The following is a 19,008-nucleotide window of genomic DNA, read 5'->3' on the forward strand; positions in this document are numbered from 1 at the left end:
CTGGCATGCATGCCAGCCCGCCATCTGCCCGATGACATCGCCGCTCTCAAGCGCATCGTTGCCTCGCGCGACGAGACCATCGCGCAGTTGCTGGCCGAGATCTCGCGACTGAAGCGATGGCAGTATGGCCGCTCATCTGAGCGCATGACAGAACTGATGGACCAGCTGCAGCTCGCCCTCGGTGAGCTGCCTGTTCATGAACCATATATGGCCGCACCGGCGAAGGCGCCTGATGCCGACGCGACTGCGGATACGCCGGCCACTACGAACCTTGTTCCACTGCGCCGCAAGTCACGGCACTTCCCTGCACATCTTCCTCGCGAAACGGTTGTGCATGCGCCGTCAAACTGCGGATGCCCGGAATGCGGCAAACAGATGCGGGCGCTCGGCGAAGACGTCTCGGAGGTGCTCGACTATGTGCCCGGCTACTTCAAGGTACTGCGCCACGTACGTCCGAAGCTGAGCTGCCCGCGCTGTGCCGCAGTAGTACAGAAGCCGGCACCTTCGCGGCCGATAGCACGCTCGATGGCGGGTGCGGGGCTGCTCGCACAGGTCGTCGTCGCGAAGTACGCTGACCATATGCCGCTATACCGGCAGGCCGGCATCTATCGCCGCGCGGGCATCGAACTGGACCGGGCAACACTGGCTTCGTGGGTGCGTGAAGCGGCTGCGCTGCTGCAACCCCTGTCAGACGCACTCGGTGGTTACGTGCGCGCCGCAGACAAGATCCATACCGACGACACGCCCGTGCCGGTGCTGGAGCCGGGGCGTGGCAAGACACGCACGGCGCGCCTGTGGACCTATGTGCGGGATGACCGCCCGGCAGGGAGCCGCGCGCCACCAGCCGTCTGGTACAGGTACTCACCCGACCGCAAAGGTGAACGACCTCGGGAACATCTGGCGGGCTACACGGGAATCCTGCAGGCAGATGCCTTCAGCGGGTATGACGCGCTGTATCGTGACGGCACGGTCATCGAGGCCGGGTGCTGGGCGCATGCGCGGCGCAAGTTCTACGACCTGTACAAGCTGGACAGCTCACCAATTGCCGAGGAAGCACTGCGCCGCATTGGGGCGCTGTATGCCGTTGAACGCGAGGTTCGCGGCCAGACGCCGGACGTGCGCCTGTCTGCGCGTCAGCTGCGCTCGGCCCCATTGCTCGCTGAACTGAAGGCCTGGTTCGAACACACGCTGTCACAGGTATCGGCGAAGTCGGGGCTGGCGAAGGCGATCAGATACTCGCTGGGGCACTGGCATGCACTCATACGCTATTGCGAAGACGGGCGCATCGAGGTGGACAACAATACGGCGGAGCGCGCGATCAGGCCGCTGGTTCTCGGCAGGCGCAATTATCTGTTCGCAGGCTCCGACGGCGGTGGCCAAAGCGCGGCGGTGATCTATAGCCTGATCGGTACGGCGCGCCTGAACGGCATCGAGCCGTTTGCCTACCTGCGCACGGTGTTTGAGCGCATCGCCGATCATCCCATCAACCGCATCGACGAGTTGCTGCCGTGGCGCCTGATGCCGGCTGCACACATCGAGCAGCAAGCCGCCTGACAATCAACCCGATGGTCCAACCCCGCAAACCTGCCGTGCGCCTGGTCAAGGCGCCAGTGCCCGATTACGTACTGCGCGTTGAGCTGAAGTACATCAAGCCGGCGATCTGGCGACGAATCATCGTTCCCGGCTCGATCCGGCTGGGCAAGCTGCATTCGTGCTGCAACTGGCCATGGGCTGGGAGGGCGGGCACCTGCACGAGTTCGTCTTAGGCGAAACCAACTATGGTGAACCTGATGACTTCGGATTCCAGAGCGATCCACCGATGCTCAATGAGGCACGGGTCACGCTGGCGAAGGCGCTGGGCGGGCTGAAGTCATTCACCTACGTCTACGATTACGGTGACAACTGGCAGCATCGGATCAAGGTCGAGAAGGCGCTGACGCCTGATCCAGACATGCGCCGGCCGCTGTGCCTGGACGGGCAGAATGCGTGTCCACCGGAAGACGTCGGTGGAGTTCCAGGATATGCCGACTTCCTCGAAGCGATCACCGATCCGACGCACGAGGAGCACGACCACTTCCTCGAGTGGTGTGGCGGCAGCTTCGATCCCGCCGCCTTCGATCTCGTGCTCACGAATCAGCGGCTCTCAGAGGTCAAGGTCTGATCGTCAAGACGGCCTCAGATTGACGCTTACGAAAAAATCGTTATTGTCCGTGAAAAACCACACGCCCACCGCGCCGTCCACGAACCAGTTGCCGATCGGCTGAGACAATCCGATTTCTGGTTTGAACGACCATCGGTTCGATCCCACGTTGATCAGCCGGGACGGCACATACTGACCCGTCGGCGCAGCCACGCTCAGGCTGACGCCGAGAATAGTGGAGGGTCTGCGCCGCGCGAATTGCTCCGGTGTCAGCGCCGGATCGCCGAGCAGATTCAAGGCCACCCGGAAACGCACGTCGCCCGATCCCGATCGATAGGCATGCTGAGGTCTACCTTGAACGTCACCGGTCACATTCGCGCTCGCGTACGGGATGGACACCGCGATGCTCGCGGTATGGCCGGCGACGCCGAAGCTGTGTGAATAGCCGAATGCATATGTGTTGATTTTGGCCTGCACATTGGCAATTGGCAACGAAGGGTCGACTGAGAAGCCGCCGCTCGATCTTGCGTAGTCGATCACCACGAAATTCGTTCCGACCGGCGTGGCCGAATAAGCGTGTGGTTCCATTTCCTGGGCGCTTGCCAACGCTGACCAGAGCAAAGCAACACCGGCACGTGCCGGCCGGAAGCGCCGGACAGCGCGGGTTGCCGAACGGATCTCAACTGTGCGATTCGAGTCGATCGATGGTTTCGGCATTGTCGTGGCCTTCATCTCCGGTGGATCTATGAGACGGCCGGGTCATCGGCGCTTGCAATAGGACCAAGGTCCAATGTGCGTACGACCGCATGCGACTAGTCTTGAAGAGGCGAAAGTCCGGCCAGACCTGGAGTTGATTATGAAAATTTTCTTTATATTGGCATGCATGATGCTGTCTTCGAGCGTATTCGCGAACTGTGTCACTAACGCGCGCGGCGAGTCCGTTTGCGGAAACGGACAGACGGCCGGCGGCTATAACCGGAATACAGGTAACGCGTGGAAGGCTCAAAAGAATCAGAACGGCGTCACGACGACCCAGACAAGCAAGGGCGGAGAGGCCAAGACAAAGAACGGTAAAGGCGTGTATAAAAGTCCGAGCGGAAAGACATGCTATCGAAGCGCCAACAGTCAGGGATGCAATTAATTGCGCGTGAGAACCCGCCATGCTCAAAGCTCGACGAGTGCCCTGTAGTACCGGCTGACGAAATGAAGAAGGGCGACGGCACCTCGAGTGCTGACCGGCGCCAGGTTTCTGTACCTCGGGGTCCCATTGGAAGCGAGGATGGCAGTTCGCCGGGCAGGCAGTGCAGCGAATCGCGAAGTTGACAGAGCCTGGCGAAAAGCGCGCCACGGCCAAGGCGAAGTGATTCGAAGTCCTGACGTATTTAAGCGTTGCACGTAGTGATCGGATGTCTGCGGCGAACCATGCGTTGGCGTGGCTTCGGTTCTTTCGAACTCAACGATGAGGTCATTCAGCTACATACTCCTGCGAAGCGCGAACAATTGCACACCTGTTCAATGCAACGGCTACCCGATACAGAGAAATTAAGTCGGAATGTAGAAGAATATAGACGCACCTCATTTACTATTTTCCCCCTGCGTACTAGGATTGATTTGCCGTTCGGACGGATCGGTAGCGGAAGTTTTTACTGGTATTTGTATCTGGCTGGCGGTGCTTCCGTCCTGACCCGCCATCTGCGATGCCCGCAAATCGGCGGAAGAACAACGCACAATAAAGGTGACGACTCAAAAGCTTGCCCATGACGCAGGCTTGGAGCGCGTACTGACGAGCGAGTTGCGATTGCGGCTTTGCTGCCGGCTTGGTTATGTCGAGCGGCGGTAACCCACCTCCGGGTCAAGGGGCCGTTGCCTCTTATCGAAATCCAGAGCGAATTCTCGTCAGCCTATCTCGCGGTGCCGACCTTTGAGAGGCAGTTCGGCCATGAGCATCGTCATGCCAGTCATTGTCTTGCTGGAAACAACAGCCATCCTGTGGTTGCTGGCGGTGCTGGCGCGACGCCAGCGGGCGGCTGCAACGATGGCTAGTCATAAATCGCCATCCGTGTCGGCGTTCTACGCCACGCGCGCCATGCTCGGCGCGCGTACGATGCGGGCACGGTCACCGATTTCGACTAGTGGGGCAAGTTCTTTCGAGTCGTTGGCAAAAGCAGGTTCATCAGCAAATACACGCGAGACACGCGCGGATAACCTTCGCGCCGCAGACGCTTCTCACGTGCGCGAAGCGGGTCAACGAGGGTCTCGCGCTGGGCATCCGTTTACCGAGCGACTCCGCATCGGTGTTTCGGCGAGACCTTTTCACCGGGAGCTGCCTGACCGCGACGGACGATCGGCGCGCCTGGCGGGGTCTCACGCGGGCGCGGACGAGCGAGGCACCAGTGAGCGTTATTTTCGCGAGGTGCTGACACGATTGCCGTTGGCGATTCTGATGCTGGGCGAGCGCGGCCTCGTGTTGATGGCCAACTCGCAAACCGCGAAGCTGTTTGGATACGAATGCGATGAAATAATCGGGAAACCTGTCGAATTGCTGGTGCCAGGTCTGCATGTCGACAACAATGCCCGCTTCGGGGCAGAGCCGCGCGCGTTAAAGGAATCCGTTGGCATCGGGCCTTCGCACGAACTGCCTGCGCAGCGCAAGGACGGCACGGCATTTCCCGTGGAAATCGGGTTGAGTGCATTTCGGTTCGACGACGACAATGTCACGCTCGCATTCATCATCGACCGGACGGATCGATACGAGTTACATCGCAACCGCCAGGAGCTCGCGCATTTGACGCGGGTATCTACCATGGGCCAGCTGGCTTCATCGCTAGCACACGAGCTGAATCAGCCGCTTACCGCCATTCTGAGCAATGTGCAGGCCGCGCAGCGGTTCATGGCGACGGATCCGATCGATCTGGGCGAGGTCCGGGAGATCCTGAACGACATCGTTCAGGCCGACTACCGCGCCAGCGAAGTCATTCGACGCATTCGTGCGGTCGTGAAGAAAGGCGATCTGGAGGTCGCACCACTCGAACTCGCGAGCGTGATCCGTGACGTGATCTTGCTCGTGCACAGCGACGCGATTGTGCGCGGAACGCGCGTCACGCTCGATATCGACGGTGTTCTGCCGCTGGTGCGCGGCGACAAGGTGCAGTTTCAGCAGGTCATCCTCAATCTCCTGCTCAACGCATTCGATGCGATGAACGATGTGCCGCCACTCGATCGTGTGGTCTCCATAGCGCTGAGGGCCGAGAACGACGACATGGTGTGCATCGCCGTTCGCGATCGGGGGCATGGACTGACTTCGGACAAGCTCGACGAGATCTTCAAGCCGTTCTTTACGTCAAAACCCCAAGGGCTCGGTCTTGGATTGTCGATTAGCCGCTCCATCGTCGACATGCACCGCGGACGACTCTGGGCCGAAAACAACATCGATCGAGGCGCGACATTCTACGTTACTCTCCCCGCAGACGGTGCGGCTACGAGAGGGCACGACGAGTCGCGATACAGGCCATGACAGATGCCGTTTCGCTGGTGTTCGTCGTCGACGACGACGATTCTGTGCGCCGTGCGCTGGCGCGTTTGATCCAGTCCGCCGGCTATCGGGTGGAGACATTCGGTTCGGCACACGCATTTCTCGACAGGATGCGCGCCGATACCTGTCCTGCTTGCGTGGTACTGGATATTCAATTGCCGGATATCAGCGGTCTGGAACTGCAGCGCGAACTCAATGCCGCTCTGCCGATTGTTTTCATCACCGGGCACGGGGACATCCCCATGACCGTTGAGGCGATGAAGGCGGGCGCAACGGATTTCCTGCCGAAGCCAGTGCGTGATACGGATCTGCTGCGTGCGATTGGACAGGCGTTCGAGCGTCTCGCGCAAACGTACGCCGTCCACTGCGAACTGGATGCAATCCGTCTGCGTCTCGGACGGCTGACACCTCGCGAGCGGCAAGTGATGTCGCTGATCGTGACCGGCCGTCCGAACAAACGGGTCGCCGACGAACTGGGCACGGTCGAAAAAACGATCAAGGCCCATCGCGCGCGCGTGATGGCGAAGATGGAAGTCACGTCGCTGGCAGAGCTTGTGCGCGTCGCAGACAAGCTCGGGCTAGGCGGTGCTGTCGAAACGCGCGCGTCGCGCTGAGCAGCGGAAATCCGGCGCGCACGGCGCTGCGTACCCGCGCTTTTTCACTCCCGGTGTCCATTCGGGACCAAGGTCCAATATCGGCAACCCTGTTTGGCGCGTAGGCTGTTGTATAGGGCGGCACTTGCGTGTGCTTGCCCGGACACTGGACTATCCACAATGGCAAAACTGAAACCATTCGTTGTCGTCGTTGATGACGATGAATCGGTGGGCCGAGCGATCAGGAGACTGTTGCGCTCAATCGGAATCGTCGCCGAAACGTTCGCAAGTGGCGACGCGTTCCTCGAGGTCCTGTCGTCCATGCCGTCATATCGCCCGGACTGCGTCATTCTTGACGTGCAGATGCCTGGGTTGAACGGGTTGGAAGTCCAGCGACGTCTATCCGGCAGCGGCATACCTGTCATTTTCATCACCGCTCACGACGACATCGACGTGCGCGAGCACGCGCTCGCGGCCGGCGCGTTCGCTTATTTGCGCAAGCCGTTTAACGACGAACTGTTTGTCAAGACGGTGCTGGCGGCTGTCCTTGAAGGCGATGAGCCGCCCTAGCGCAAGCGCGCGTTTGCGCATTCACGCGATATAGGACCAAAGGCCAATTGTTTTCGCACGACGCAAACACCACTATTCACGTTGACCGCAAAGAATCTGAAGCGGAAACGAGTTTCATACCGTGGCGTCAATTTCTGAATGGAGCACGCATCATGATCAAGTACCTTCGGCTGATTCTCGCTGTTCCCCTCTTTCTAATTGCCGTGGCGTGCTCGACGAACCCAACTGTTGCCAATGGTGGGGACCCCGAGCTAGACGCGCAAGCCCGTCAGGCGCTGCAGCAACTATTTGACAAGACGCCGAAGGCGAAAGATCTCCAATACCAGGCGAAAGCCGTCGTCGTGTTTCCCAGCATCATTAAGGCCGGCTTGCTGGTAGGTGCGCAAGGTGGAAAGGGTGTGGCGTTTAGTCCCGATGGCAAGATCATTGGATATTACCGGGCGCGCGGACTTTCATACGGGATGCAGGCAGGTGCTCAGACCTTTTCGGAGGCGATGTTTTTTATGACGGACGCTGCACTCATCGAGCTCACGAGCGGCACCGGATTGTCCGTTGGTGTGGGACCGAGCGTCGTGGTGGTGGATGCAGGGATGGCCAAATCGATGACAACTACGACACTGCAATCAGATGTCTATGCATTCATTTTTGGCCAGGAGGGCTTAATGGCCGGCCTAGGCGTGCAGGGGCAGAGAATTGTCAAGTTTGAATAATGCAGTGCGCAGAGGGCCTCGAGTCATGCAGCGAATGCAGCGAGCCGCAATGGGTCTCGTGATAGGGGTGTTGGCGTTCGCAGCCGCCGCGCAACAGCCCATCGTCTATCCGGCCAAGGGGCAGAGTCCCCAAAAGCAGAACACGGATACCGCCGAATGCCAACTGTGGGCGAAGCAGACGACCGGCGTTGATCACGTCGCGATTGCGCAGCAATCCGGTCAACCGGGTGCTCCTCAGCAGCAAGGCGGAGCCATCAAGGGCGCAGCCGGTGGCGCCGCGTTAGGCGCAGCGGTCGGCGCGATCGCAGGCAACGCAGGCAAAGGCGCAGCGATTGGTGCGGTCACTGGGACGGCGGCTGGGGGCGTGCGGCAGCACCGCATGAACCGGGCCGTGGCCGGCGAGCAGCAAGCGGGTCAGCAACAGGCGTCCCAGCAGATGGCAACGTTCAACCGCGCTGTCGCGGCGTGCATGACCGGCCGCGGGTACACGGTTCAATAGACTTCGATAGAGGCGGGAGAGACAGCTGTGAAAAAGAAATGCCTCCTTCTCGCGTTTGCCGCGCTGTGCTGGTCCGGATCGGCCTCGTTGTGGGCGGCCGACTTCGACGGCAGCAAGCCCTTGCTGTGCGCGACGGTAGACGCACATGCGTGCGATGCCGGAGAGGTCTGCATCCGGGGCTTGCCGGCTGAACTCGGCGTGCCGCAATTCCTGCGCATCGACTTCGCAAGGAAGATGGTAGTCGGCAAGGAGCGCACAACGCCGATCCGCCTGATTGACGCCGGCCAGAGGCAGACTCTCTTGCAAGGCGCCGAGTTCGGTTTCGCATGGACGATTGCGCTCGACAGGACGGATGGGACGATGACTGGCTCGCTCGTCAACAGTCAGGACGCCTATGTGCTGTTCGGCGCCTGTACGCCTGATAAGCCGTAACGGGTGATGCCATGAAATGCACGCCGCTGAATGCTTGTCTTCAACGACTGCCACGGGGCGATTTGATACTCGTCCTTGCCTGCGCAACGCTTGCCATTTGCGCTGGCTGCAGGAAGCCGGCGACGTCGCCGCCGGCGCCGGTTCTCGAAGTAACCGTGCTACAGGTCGAGCCACACGATACGCCGGTCGACTTCGAATTTACCGCGCAGACGCAAAGCTCACGCGAAGTCGAGATCCGCGCGCGTATCGACGGTTTTCTCGACAAGCGGGTTTATACCGAAGGGCAACTGGTGCATGCCGGGCAAACCCTCTTTCTGATGGACCCGAAACCATTCGAGGCCGCTCTGCAAACCGCAAAAGGTGAGCTTGCGCAGCAGCAGGCGCGACTCGGCGTGACGAAAGCGAACCTCGCCCGGGTAATCCCGCTCGCCGCGCAGAACGCCGTGAGCAAGAAGGACCTCGACGACGCGACCGGCAATGAAAAACAGGCGCAAGCCGCGGTGATCGCCGCGCAAGGTCAGGTGCAAACCGCCCAGCTGAACCTGAGCTATGCGACGATCAAATCTCCGCTCACCGGCCTGTCGAGCTTCGCCCGCCAGCAGGATGGCAGCTATGTGACAGCCGCCGCGACCGGACTGCTGACCTACGTTTATCAGCTCGATCCGATGTGGGTCAATTTCAGCATTTCCGAGAATGAGCTGCTGAAGTACCGCGACGAGACCGGCAAAGGCCATCTGCGGTTTCCTGCCAATAACAACTTCGAAGTGACGGTAATCCTGGCCGACGGCACCGAGTTTCCGGACCATGGCCATATCGACTTCACCAATCCCGCCTTCAGCTCGCAAACCGGTACGTTCCTCGTTCGTGCGTCGTTCGGCAACCCAAAGGGTACGCTGCGCCCCGGGCAGTTTGTCCGTGCGCGCGTGTCCGGCGCCATGCGCCCGAACGCGATCCTCGTGCCGCAACGCGCGGTCTTGCAGGGCGCCAGGAGTCATTTTGTGTGGGTCGTCGACAGCGAGTCGAAGGCGCATCAACGGGTGGTCGAGGTCGGCGAGTGGCATGGAGACGACTGGTTCATTTCGCAGGGTTTGCAGCCAGGGGAAAGAGTGGTCGTCGACGGTGCCATCCGCGTTGCCGCCGATGCGCCGCTGAAGATCGTCGCGAAGCCGACGACACCCGTGGCGCCCGCCGCGGCGAACGTGCCGGCGAGCGGCTCAGGCAGTACCGGGGAGCGCACGACTGACACTACGGCGGCGAAGTGAGCCGGCGAACAACATGAATATTTCCCACTTCTGCATCGACCGCCCGATTTTCGCGTCAGTGATCTCGATTGTCATCACGCTCGGGGGCGCGGTGGCGATGTTCAATCTGCCGATCGCGCAGTACCCGGACGTCACACCGCCGCAGATCACGATCGCCGCCAACTACCCGGGGGCGAGCGCCGACGTGGTGGCCAACAACGTAGCCGCGCCGATCGAGCAGCAGGTGAACGGCGCGGACAACATGATCTACATGAACTCGTCAAGTTCGTCGACCGGCAACCTGACCGTCAACGCGTACTTTCAGATCGGCACTAATCCGGAACTCGCGCAGGTCGACGTGCAAAATCGCGTGAATCTGGCGCTGCCGCAATTGCCGTCATCGGTGCAATCGCAAGGCATTCAGGTGCAGAAGAAATCGTCGGCGTTCATGATGGTGATCGCGATCTATTCGGCAACCGACCGCTACGACGCCACCTACATCGCCAACTACGCAAACATCTACGTACTCGATGCACTCAAGCGCATTCCGGGCGCCAACCAGTCGAGCATCTTCGGCACGCCCGACTACGCGATGCGGATCTGGCTGAAACCCGATCGTATGGCGCAACTGGGCATCACGGCGGGCGATGTGCAACGAGCGGTCGCCAACCAGAACCAGCAATTCGCCGTCGGCCGCCTTGGCCAGTCGCCGACCGGCGCGCCGGTCGAGCAGTCATTCGCGGTCACGACCACCGGCCGTCTGAGCGAGCCTGCCGAGTTCGACAACATCATCATTCGCGCGGCGAACGGCGACGCGGCGATCGTGAGGCTCAAGGACATCGGCCGCGCGTCGCTCGGCCAGAAGGACTACTCGATTCGCAGCAAGTTTCAGGGCAAGCCGGCTACCGTCATCGCGGTGTATCAGCAGCCTGGCGCCAACGCGCTCGATGTGTCGAAGCAGGTCCATGCGACGCTTGCCGAGATGAAGAAGAGCTTCCCGGAGGGCCTTGATTACAGCATCGCGATGGACACGACCGACTTCACCCGCGCGTCGATCTCGGATGTCGTGCACACGTTCTTCGAAGCCCTCGTGCTGGTCGTGATCGTCGTGTTCGTGTTCCTGCAAAGCCTGCGCGCGACATTGATTCCGGTGCTGGCGGTGCCGGTGTCGATCGTTGGCACCTTCATGGGGATGCTCGCGCTCGGGTTCTCGATCAACATGCTGACGCTGTTCGGGATGGTGCTCGCGATCGGCATTGTGGTGGACGACGCGATCGTCGTCATCGAGAACGTCGAGCGCAACATGAACGTGCACAAGCTGAGTCCGAAAGACGCCGCCAAACGGGCCATGGACGAAGTGGCGGGCCCGGTCGTCGCTATCGTGCTGGTGCTGTGCGCGGTGTTCGTGCCGGTGGCGTTTCTCGGCGGCATCACAGGCCAGTTGTACAAGCAGTTTGCGATCACGATCGCGATTTCGGTGATTCTCTCCGGCGTGGTCGCATTGACGCTCTCGCCGGCGCTGGCCGCGTTGCTGCTCAAGCCCGGTCATCATGAAAAGCGCGGCTTCTTCAAATGGTTCGACAACCGCTTTGAAAGGATGACAAATAGCTATACGAACGTCGTCAAACTGGTCATCAAGCGCTTCCTGGTCGCGCTATTGCTGTTTGCCGGGATGATCGCGCTGGCGGTCGTCATGATGCGGACGATCCCGACGTCGTTCCTGCCGCCCGAAGACCAGGGCTATCTGCTTGGCGCGGTCATCATGCCGGACGCGGCGAGTCTCGATCGCACCGGCGAAGTCTCGCAGCGTGTCACCGATTACTTCATGGCACAGCCGGCGGTAAGCAGCGTGACGATCGTCGACGGTTTCAGTCTGCTCGACAGCCAGAACAAGAACAATGCGAGCGCGTTCTTCATCGGCTTCAAGGGTTTCGACGAGCGCTACAAGTTCGCCAACATCAAGACGCAAAATGCGCGGGCCGTGCTGATCGGCGCGTACGAAAACCTGTCGAAAGTTAAGGAAGGGATCATCCTACCGGTCAATCCGCCGTCGATTCCGGGGCTCGGTACGACTGGCGGAACCGAGATGTGGATTCAGAGCAAGGGCGACGCGAGCATCGCGCAACTCGCGGGCGTGGTGCAGGACTTCTTGGAAAAGGCAAAAAAACGGCCTGAACTGGCGCGCGTGACCTCTACCTTCAATGCGTCCGCGCAGCAGTTGCTGATCGATGTCGATCGCGACAAGTCCGAAACGCTCGGTGTACCGATCGAAGACGTGTATAGCGCGATGCAGACGATGTTCGGGTCGCTGTACGTGTCGCAGTTCAACCGGTCGAGTCGGCTGTGGCAGGTCATCCTGCAAGCCGAGCCGTCATACCGGCTCACGCCGCAGGATTTCAACCAGCTCTATGTGCGCAGCAAGACGAACAGCATGGTGCCGCTCAAGGCCGTGGTCACGTCGAAGTACGTCACTGGACCGGATCTCATCACGCGGTTCAACAATTTTCCGGCCGTCAAGATCACTGCGAACGGCGCGCCGGGCTACAGCTCCGGGCAGGTCATCTCTACGCTTGAGGAAGTGGCTGACGAGGTCATGCCGGCAGGCTATGGCGTCGGCTGGAGCGGGGAGGCCTTCGAAGCGCGGCAGTCGGGCAGCACGTCGGGGCTGGTATTTGTATTCGGCCTTGTGATGGTGTTTCTGATTCTCGCGGCGCAATACGAGAAATGGAGCCTGCCGTTCGGTGTATTGATGGCCGTACCGTTTGCGTTGTTCGGCGCACTGCTTGCGATCCTGCTTCGCGGCCTCGAGAACGACGTGTATTTCCAGATCGGCCTTACGATGCTGGTCGCGCTCGCCGCCAAGAACGCGATCCTGATTTTCGAGTTCGCGGTGCTGAACCGCGAAGCGGGCCAGTCGGTGTACGACGCCGCTGTAACGGCTGCGACCGAACGGTTGCGGCCGATCATCATGACGTCGCTCGCTTTCATCCTCGGTTGCGTGCCGCTTGCCATTGCGTTGGGGGCGTCGGCCAACAGCCGGCATTCGATCGGCACCGGTGTGATCGGCGGCATGCTCGGCGCGACGGTGATCGCGGTGTTTTTCATTCCGATGTTCTTCTATGTGCTCGAATCGATGTCCGAAAGAGGCGGCAAGAAGACGCCGGGGACGAGCGGCGGAGTCGAAGAGCAAGGGCCAGGGACGCCATCTGCTTCGGGTGGCCCGGCGATCACGCCGTCCGCGCGGCGCGAGGACGACTGACATGCGCGGCCGAGCGTCACTACTGCGTCTGATGCCTGTATTGCCGCTGGTGCTGGCACTGGGCGGCTGTCTGCTCGGCCCCGACTATGTGCGGCCGAACGTCGCGACACCCGGTACCTACCGCTTCACGACGAGCGAAGCAGTCGACGTCGCGAATACGCCGTGGTGGGAGCAATTTCAGGATCCCGTGCTGAACGATCTGATTCTGGCCGCTCTTGCGGATAACAAGGATGTGAAGATCGCCGCCGCTCGCGTCGATCAGTTCCTCGGCCAGTTCGTCACGACGCGCTCGGCGTTGTTTCCGCAGATCAACGCCGGCTTCGACGCCTCTCGCCAGCGCGCTTCGCAGACTGGGCCTACACCGTTGCCGCCCGGCGTCAGCCCGGTGTTCAACGAGTTTCAGGCGCCGTTGATGGTCGCGTGGGAAATCGACCTGTTCGGCCGAGTGCGGCGTGAGACAGAATCGGCACGTGCGAGCCTGCTGGCGAGCGAGCAGGGCCGCCGCGCGACGATCCTGTCGCTGGTCGCCTCGGTTGCCACCGCCTACATCAATCTGCGCGACCTCGATGCACAACTTGCGATCGCGAGGGCGACGACAGACAGCCGCGCCGGCTCGGTGAAAGTCTTCCAGGCACGGTTCTCAGGCGGCGACGTCTCGCAGATGGAGCTCGCGCAAAGCGAGTCGGAATACGAGGCATCGCTCGCGACGATTCCGCAGATCGAGACGCAGATTGCCCAGCAGGAAGACGCGCTCTCAGTCCTCCTCGGCCGCAATCCCGGGGCGATCCTGCGTGGCCGCGAACTGACCGAACTGGCAATGCCCGCTGTACCTGCGGGCCTGCCGTCGGATCTGCTCGAGCGCCGCCCCGATCTGCTGCAGGCTGAGCAAAACCTGATCGCCGTCAACGCGTTGATCGGCGCTGCGCGCGCGCTCTACTTTCCGTCGATTTCGCTGACCGGCCTGTTTGGATCGGTCAGCGGGCAGTTCTCGAAGCTGTTCACCAGTCCCGCTCGGGTCTGGTCGTACGCGGGCTCGCTGACGGTGCCGATTTTTACGGCGGGCAGTATCAGCGGTCAGGTCAAGCAGGCGGAAGCCCAGCAGCAACAGGCGCTGTTCCAATACCAGCAGTCCATCCAGGTAGCGTTTCAGGAAGTCGACGATGCACTGATCGCGTTGCAAAAGTCACGCGAGCAACTAGTCGTGCAGGGTCGACAGGTTGACGCATTGCGCACGTATTCACGGCTCGCGCGGCTGCGTTACGAAGGGGGCTACACGAGTTACATCGAAGTGCTGGACGCCGAGCGCAGTCTGTTCAACGCGCAACTCGGTTATACGCAAACCAATGGAGTGGTGTTCAGTTCGCTGATTGGCCTTTACAAGGCAATGGGCGGCGGGTGGGTCGTACAGGCCGAGGGCATGACGGGCCGGGCGATGCGGCAGGCCACTGCTGCTGTGCACGACACGAGTGAAGCCGCGACGGAGCAGCCGCAATGACAGCTTCAGCGACCACTCCAGTCACAAGCGCCACAAGCGTCACAAGCGCGCGGCTCATCGCCTGCCACGAATGCGATCTGCTGCAGCGCGAAGCGCCGTTGACAGGCGAGGCTGTGCTGCGGTGCTGTCGCTGTCGCGCAGAGCTGTACCGCAATCATCCGCACGGCCTCGATCGGGCACTGGCCTTTACGCTCACGTCGATCGTGCTGTTCGTGATCAGCAACGCGTATCCGATCGTCGGCCTGATGGTCAACGGCAACCTCGTGGAGACGACTTTGCTGGGTGCCGTTCAGATCCTTTACGACGACGGGATGTGGCCGATCGCGGGACTCGTGTTCGCGACGACCTTTCTGATGCCGCTCCTGCAAATGGCCACGATGACGTATTTACTGACGCCGCTACGGCTGCATCGCCGGCCGTATCACGCGGACGTCGTAGTTCGCCTCATGCAACTGGCGCGGCCGTGGGGCATGACTGAGGTTCTGATCCTCGGCATGCTGGTGGCACTGGTCAAGCTGGCGCATATCGCCAGTGTCGTGCCAGGTGTGGCGCTTTGGTCATTCGGCGTGCTGATGCTGCTGCTCGCGGCCGCCAATTCCGCGTTCGATCTCCACCAGCTTTGGCAGCACATGGACGAGCGCTACAGCGGAGCACCCGATGCGGACCACCTCGCGGCTCCGCCCGCACGCACGGCGCTGGCCAGCGCTCTGATGACCTGCCACAGTTGCGGGTTGTTGACGAAATCGGACGCGCATCTGCACGACGCCAGTTGTCCGCGCTGCGGCGCGCATCTTCACCCGCGCAAACCGGCGAGCTACTCGCGCACGTGGGCGTTCCTGATCGCTGCGATAGTGCTGTACATCCCGGCAAACGTGTTGCCGGTGATGAACACCAGTTCGCTGTTCGGCTCGGAGAAAGACACGATTCTGAGCGGTGTGGTCTACCTCTGGACTTCCGGTTCCTGGCCGCTCGCCGTTGTGGTGTTTATCGCGAGCATTGCCGTGCCGATGCTCAAGATCCTGGCGATCATATACCTCGTCGTCACAACGCAGCGGCGCTCGGTTGCGCGGTTGCAGCAGAGAACGCGGATTTACCGGCTGGTGGAACTCGTCGGCCGCTGGTCGATGCTCGACATCTACGTCATCACCATTCTCGTTGCGCTCGTGCAGTTCAATGCGCTCGCGACGATCCAGGCAGGGCCGGCCGCTGTTGCGTTTGGCGCGGTGGTCGTGCTGACGATGTTCGCGGCGATGTCGTTCGACCCGCGTCTGATCTGGGACGCGACTGAGGATCATCATGGCTAACCCCCCGGATCGGCCGGAGCCGCCGGATCTTCCCGAAGCGGTGGCCACGCCCCGCTCGCGCTGGCGTCTGCAGATCGTCTGGCTGGTGCCGGTCATTGCAGTGCTGATTGGTGGCTGGCTGGCCGTGAAGGCCGTTCTCGAGCAGGGGCCGACGGTCAACATCAGTTTTGCAACTGGCGAAGGTCTCGAAGCCGGCAAGACCAAGATCAAGTTCAAGAACGTGGACGTTGGCGTGGTCAAGAGCGTGACATTGGCGAGAGATCACCGCAGTGTTGTGGCGACCGCCGAGCTTGTCAAGGATGCGTCAAGCATGCTGGTCGAGGATACGCGGTTCTGGGTCGTGCGCCCGCGAATTTCCGGGGGCACGGTATCAGGGATCGGCACGCTGCTCTCCGGTTCCTTCATCGGCATGGATGTGGGCGCCTCGGCGAAGTCGCGGCGCAACTATGTTGGACTCGAGTCGCCGCCGGTTTTTGCCAGCGGCGTGCCGGGCCGGGAGTTCGTGCTGAAGAGCGAGGATATGGGTTCGCTCGATGTCGGCTCTCCGATCTTCTTCAGACGCCTGCAGGTCGGACAGGTCACCGAATATTCGCTCGACGCAGACGGCAAGGGTGTCACGCTGCGGGTCTTCATCAACGCGCCCTATGACAAGTACGTGCAGGCCGATACGCGCTTCTGGCATGCAAGCGGCGTCGACGTGTCGCTGGGTACCGACGGCGTCAAGGTCAACACGCAATCGGTGGTCGCGATCCTGATCGGCGGCCTTGCGTTCCAGACGCCGGATGATACGACCGGTCAGCCCGAGGCCGCTGTTCGTGCCCAATATGTGCTGTTCCACGATCGTGCGGAGGCGATGAAGCGCCATGACCGCATCGTCGATACCTATGTCTTCAGCTTTCACGACTCGGTGCGCGGGTTGACGGTCGGCGCGCCGGTCGATTTCCGCGGCATCGTGGTGGGCGAGGTGGCAGCGATCTATACGCGCTACGACCCAGTCACGAAGCAGTTCAGCATCCCGGTCGAGGTGCATTTCTATCCGGAGCGTTTCACGTCGCGTTACCAGTCGGGCGAGACCGGAGGCCGACTTGCGCAAAATCCGCGGCAAATGACGGACTGGATGGTCGCGCATGGCCTGCGTGCGCAGCTGCGAACGGGCAACCTGTTGACCGGACAACTATATGTCGCGCTCGACTTTTTCCCCGCTGCGCCCAAAGCCGGGGTGAACTGGAGCGCGACCCCGCCGGAATTGCCAACCGTGCCCGGCGGACTGCAATCGCTGCAGGATTCGGTGACCGGTCTGGTGGCCAAGCTGAACAAGATTCCGTTCGAAGGGCTCGGCAAGGACGTGCAAAAGACGCTCGCGGATGCCGATTCGCTTCTCAAACAGTTGCGCACGGAGGTGGTGCCGCAGGCTCGGGACACGCTCGCCGCCGCGCAAACGGCGCTGGACTCGGCGAACGGGGCGTTGCAGCCGAATTCGCAGTTGCAGCAGGGCACCACCGATGCGATGCGTGAACTCGCGCGTACTGCGGCGGCGTTCCGCACGCTGGCGGATTACCTCGAACGTCATCCTGAGGCACTGATTCGCGGCAAACAGGGGGATAACAAGTGATGCGCCTATCCTTACCCTTCGCAATCGCGGTGACTGTCGCTGCGCTGGCCGGTTGTGCCTCGCCGAAGGCCACCTTTTACACGCTCAGCTCGCAGCCGCCAGCCCAAAGTACAGCGCCTGCCATGCCGGTCACTGTCCTGATCGGTTCCGTCACCGTGCCCGACCTCGTCGACCGGCCGCAAATCGTGGTTCGCACCAGCGCCAATCAGGTGACGATCGACGAATTCGCCCGCTGGGCAGACTCATTGAAGAGCCAGATCCCCCGTGTGATTGCCGCCGATCTCGCACAGGAACTGAACAGCCCGCGCGTGTCGGCGTACCCGATGGCCGGCGATCCGGCCGCGCTCTATCGCGTGCAGATCGACGTGCAGCGCTTTGACGCCACGCTCGGCGACGCGGTCACGGTCGACGTGTTGTGGTCTGTGTCGCCCCCCGGCAAACGTGCACCGCTCCACGGTCGCAGCACCGTGCGCGAGCCCTGTGGTGACGCCGGCTTGGAGGCGATGGTTGCCGCTTACAGCCGGGCCTTTGCCACGGTCAGCGGCGACATTTCCGCTTCGATCCGTGCGGCGGCATCGTCCTGAAATGCGGCGCGGTTATCGACGAAATGGGAATTGCGCCCCATCGATGCCTGTGGAAGGCCGTGCGGTTTTTTCTCAATCACCGTGGGGCCGCAGGTTGACGAGAATATCGACGCGGGCACCCTAACCTGTCGACGGTGCAGGACCCGCCTCCCTGCGCGCACGTTCTTGCGCCGCGCGATCTACGTCCGACTAGCTCGGCATTTTCTGTGATGAGATGGACGTTGCAGGGCATCACGGATACTACTGAACAACCGTCCCAGAAGGCGACTGACGCCACTTTCGACAGAATGTCGTCCGGCTGGTGATGCAACCCGGCCATCACCTTCTGCCACCGACACAATCATTGAGGCGCCGTGAATTTCTTTGACCAGGAGTGAAAACTACGATTCGGACTACTTCGCCCAATCTTGACCACGACGGCCGCCCTGACTTGGGGTCCAGTGCTGACCGTCGCGTCTGCCAAAGCTAGCACGGTCGCCAAAAGATATCGGTATGCAGCAAGGAACGTACGGAATGGTTCGCGGTGGCGGGACGATTTCTCGCGTGACAGGACTTGCTTCAGCCCATCTGTCACTACCCCTTGGCCGTGGGAGAAAAAACTGCGCGCAGACGGCTGGAAGCGCCCAATCCTTTCACGCACGCGCGAATAGTCCGCTATGACTATCTGGATGCACTGTACCAGTGTGCGAAACGGCATATGCGGCTGCCGACAAGCGGAGAGCTGAAAGCGCTTGTCGTCTATGCAAACGAAGGCGATACAGCAATATCGCGAAAGCACACGATCGCTGCCCCAGAAGGCGATGCGCGTTATTCGGCCGGTCGATACGGATGGGGCGGCGGCAGCCCATACTGGTCTCATATCGTCGCGGGTCGCGGCAAGCATGAGGTGATTCATCTGGGCAGCGGCCGCGCCAGTACGTTCCACGATTCGTTCAGACCCTCCGTGTCGTGTGTTCGCAGACGGACGCTGGCGGTTAGCAGTTAGGCGCATCCGAAGTTCCAGCAGACGCGCTGCGGGCGTCCATAGTTGCTAATAC

14 protein-coding genes and 1 pseudogene are annotated in these 19,008 nt (G+C 61.3%); 14 read left to right on the plus strand and 1 reads right to left on the minus strand.

The features are described 5' to 3' along the window. Positions 1 to 9: 9 nt before the first annotated feature. Both tnpC and CUJ90_RS07045 read left to right on the plus strand, forming a co-directional pair. On the plus strand, positions 10 to 1,554 hold the full coding sequence (gene tnpC / locus CUJ90_RS07040; RefSeq protein WP_114161656.1) for an IS66 family transposase: 1,545 nt from the start codon (positions 10 to 12) through the stop codon (positions 1,552 to 1,554). Between the two features lie 11 nt (positions 1,555 to 1,565). Beyond that, positions 1,566 to 2,161: pseudogene (locus CUJ90_RS07045) on the plus strand (plasmid pRiA4b ORF-3 family protein). A 3-nt stretch (positions 2,162 to 2,164) separates the two neighbouring features. On the opposite strand, the gene CUJ90_RS07050 reads toward CUJ90_RS07045, so the two are convergent. Then, the gene (locus CUJ90_RS07050; protein ID WP_114163471.1) at positions 2,165 to 2,857 is read right to left on the minus strand and encodes a transporter; all 693 of its coding nucleotides are present in this window, start codon (positions 2,855 to 2,857) and stop codon (positions 2,165 to 2,167) included. A 1,222-nt stretch (positions 2,858 to 4,079) separates the two neighbouring features. Between CUJ90_RS07050 and CUJ90_RS07060 the strand changes: the two genes are divergently transcribed. The 12 genes from CUJ90_RS07060 to CUJ90_RS07115 all read left to right on the plus strand — a co-directional run bounded on the left by CUJ90_RS07060 (position 4,080) and on the right by CUJ90_RS07115 (position 17,971). Beyond that, complete coding sequence (locus CUJ90_RS07060; RefSeq protein ID WP_114162287.1) at positions 4,080 to 5,654, plus strand: sensor histidine kinase; 1,575 nt, start codon at positions 4,080 to 4,082, stop codon at positions 5,652 to 5,654. Next, on the plus strand, positions 5,651 to 6,286 hold the full coding sequence (locus CUJ90_RS07065) for a response regulator transcription factor (RefSeq protein ID WP_114162288.1): 636 nt from the start codon (positions 5,651 to 5,653) through the stop codon (positions 6,284 to 6,286). The genes CUJ90_RS07060 and CUJ90_RS07065 overlap by 4 nt, the downstream gene beginning before the upstream one ends. Positions 6,287 to 6,445: 159 nt before the next feature. Further along, positions 6,446 to 6,835, plus strand: a complete 390-nt coding sequence (locus CUJ90_RS07070; protein WP_114162289.1) for a response regulator transcription factor — start codon at positions 6,446 to 6,448, stop codon at positions 6,833 to 6,835. A gap of 152 nt (positions 6,836 to 6,987) precedes the next feature. Continuing rightward, on the plus strand, positions 6,988 to 7,545 hold the full coding sequence (locus tag CUJ90_RS07075) for a lipid-binding SYLF domain-containing protein (RefSeq protein WP_114162290.1): 558 nt from the start codon (positions 6,988 to 6,990) through the stop codon (positions 7,543 to 7,545). A gap of 49 nt (positions 7,546 to 7,594) precedes the next feature. Next, positions 7,595 to 8,044 carry a YMGG-like glycine zipper-containing protein gene (locus CUJ90_RS07080; protein ID WP_244219986.1) on the plus strand — a complete coding sequence of 150 codons (450 nt, stop codon included), beginning with the start codon at positions 7,595 to 7,597 and terminating at the stop codon, positions 8,042 to 8,044. Positions 8,045 to 8,131: 87 nt separating this feature from the next. Further along, positions 8,132 to 8,476 (plus strand): hypothetical protein, encoded by a 345-nt coding sequence (locus CUJ90_RS07085; protein WP_244219987.1) that lies wholly within the window; start codon positions 8,132 to 8,134, stop codon positions 8,474 to 8,476. Between the two features lie 11 nt (positions 8,477 to 8,487). Beyond that, positions 8,488 to 9,738: an efflux RND transporter periplasmic adaptor subunit gene (locus CUJ90_RS07090; protein ID WP_114162292.1), complete on the plus strand. Its 1,251-nt coding sequence runs from the start codon at positions 8,488 to 8,490 to the stop codon at positions 9,736 to 9,738. A gap of 13 nt (positions 9,739 to 9,751) precedes the next feature. Further along, positions 9,752 to 12,976 carry an efflux RND transporter permease subunit gene (locus tag CUJ90_RS07095; RefSeq protein WP_114162293.1) on the plus strand — a complete coding sequence of 1,075 codons (3,225 nt, stop codon included), beginning with the start codon at positions 9,752 to 9,754 and terminating at the stop codon, positions 12,974 to 12,976. A 1-nt stretch (position 12,977) separates the two neighbouring features. After that, on the plus strand, positions 12,978 to 14,471 hold the full coding sequence (locus CUJ90_RS07100; protein ID WP_114162294.1) for an efflux transporter outer membrane subunit: 1,494 nt from the start codon (positions 12,978 to 12,980) through the stop codon (positions 14,469 to 14,471). Beyond that, entirely contained in the window at positions 14,468 to 15,775 is a 1,308-nt protein-coding gene (locus CUJ90_RS07105; RefSeq protein WP_114162295.1) for a paraquat-inducible protein A, read from the plus strand. Before CUJ90_RS07100 ends, CUJ90_RS07105 begins: the two co-directional genes overlap by 4 nt. Then, the gene (locus tag CUJ90_RS07110) at positions 15,768 to 17,387 is read left to right on the plus strand and encodes a PqiB family protein (RefSeq protein WP_114162296.1); all 1,620 of its coding nucleotides are present in this window, start codon (positions 15,768 to 15,770) and stop codon (positions 17,385 to 17,387) included. The genes CUJ90_RS07105 and CUJ90_RS07110 overlap by 8 nt, the downstream gene beginning before the upstream one ends. Next, complete coding sequence (locus CUJ90_RS07115; RefSeq protein ID WP_277998131.1) at positions 17,387 to 17,971, plus strand: PqiC family protein; 585 nt, start codon at positions 17,387 to 17,389, stop codon at positions 17,969 to 17,971. The genes CUJ90_RS07110 and CUJ90_RS07115 overlap by 1 nt, the downstream gene beginning before the upstream one ends. The last annotated feature ends 1,037 nt before the right edge of the window (positions 17,972 to 19,008 follow it).

The organism is Paraburkholderia terricola (assembly GCF_003330825.1).
Taxonomy (GTDB): domain Bacteria; phylum Pseudomonadota; class Gammaproteobacteria; order Burkholderiales; family Burkholderiaceae; genus Paraburkholderia; species Paraburkholderia terricola.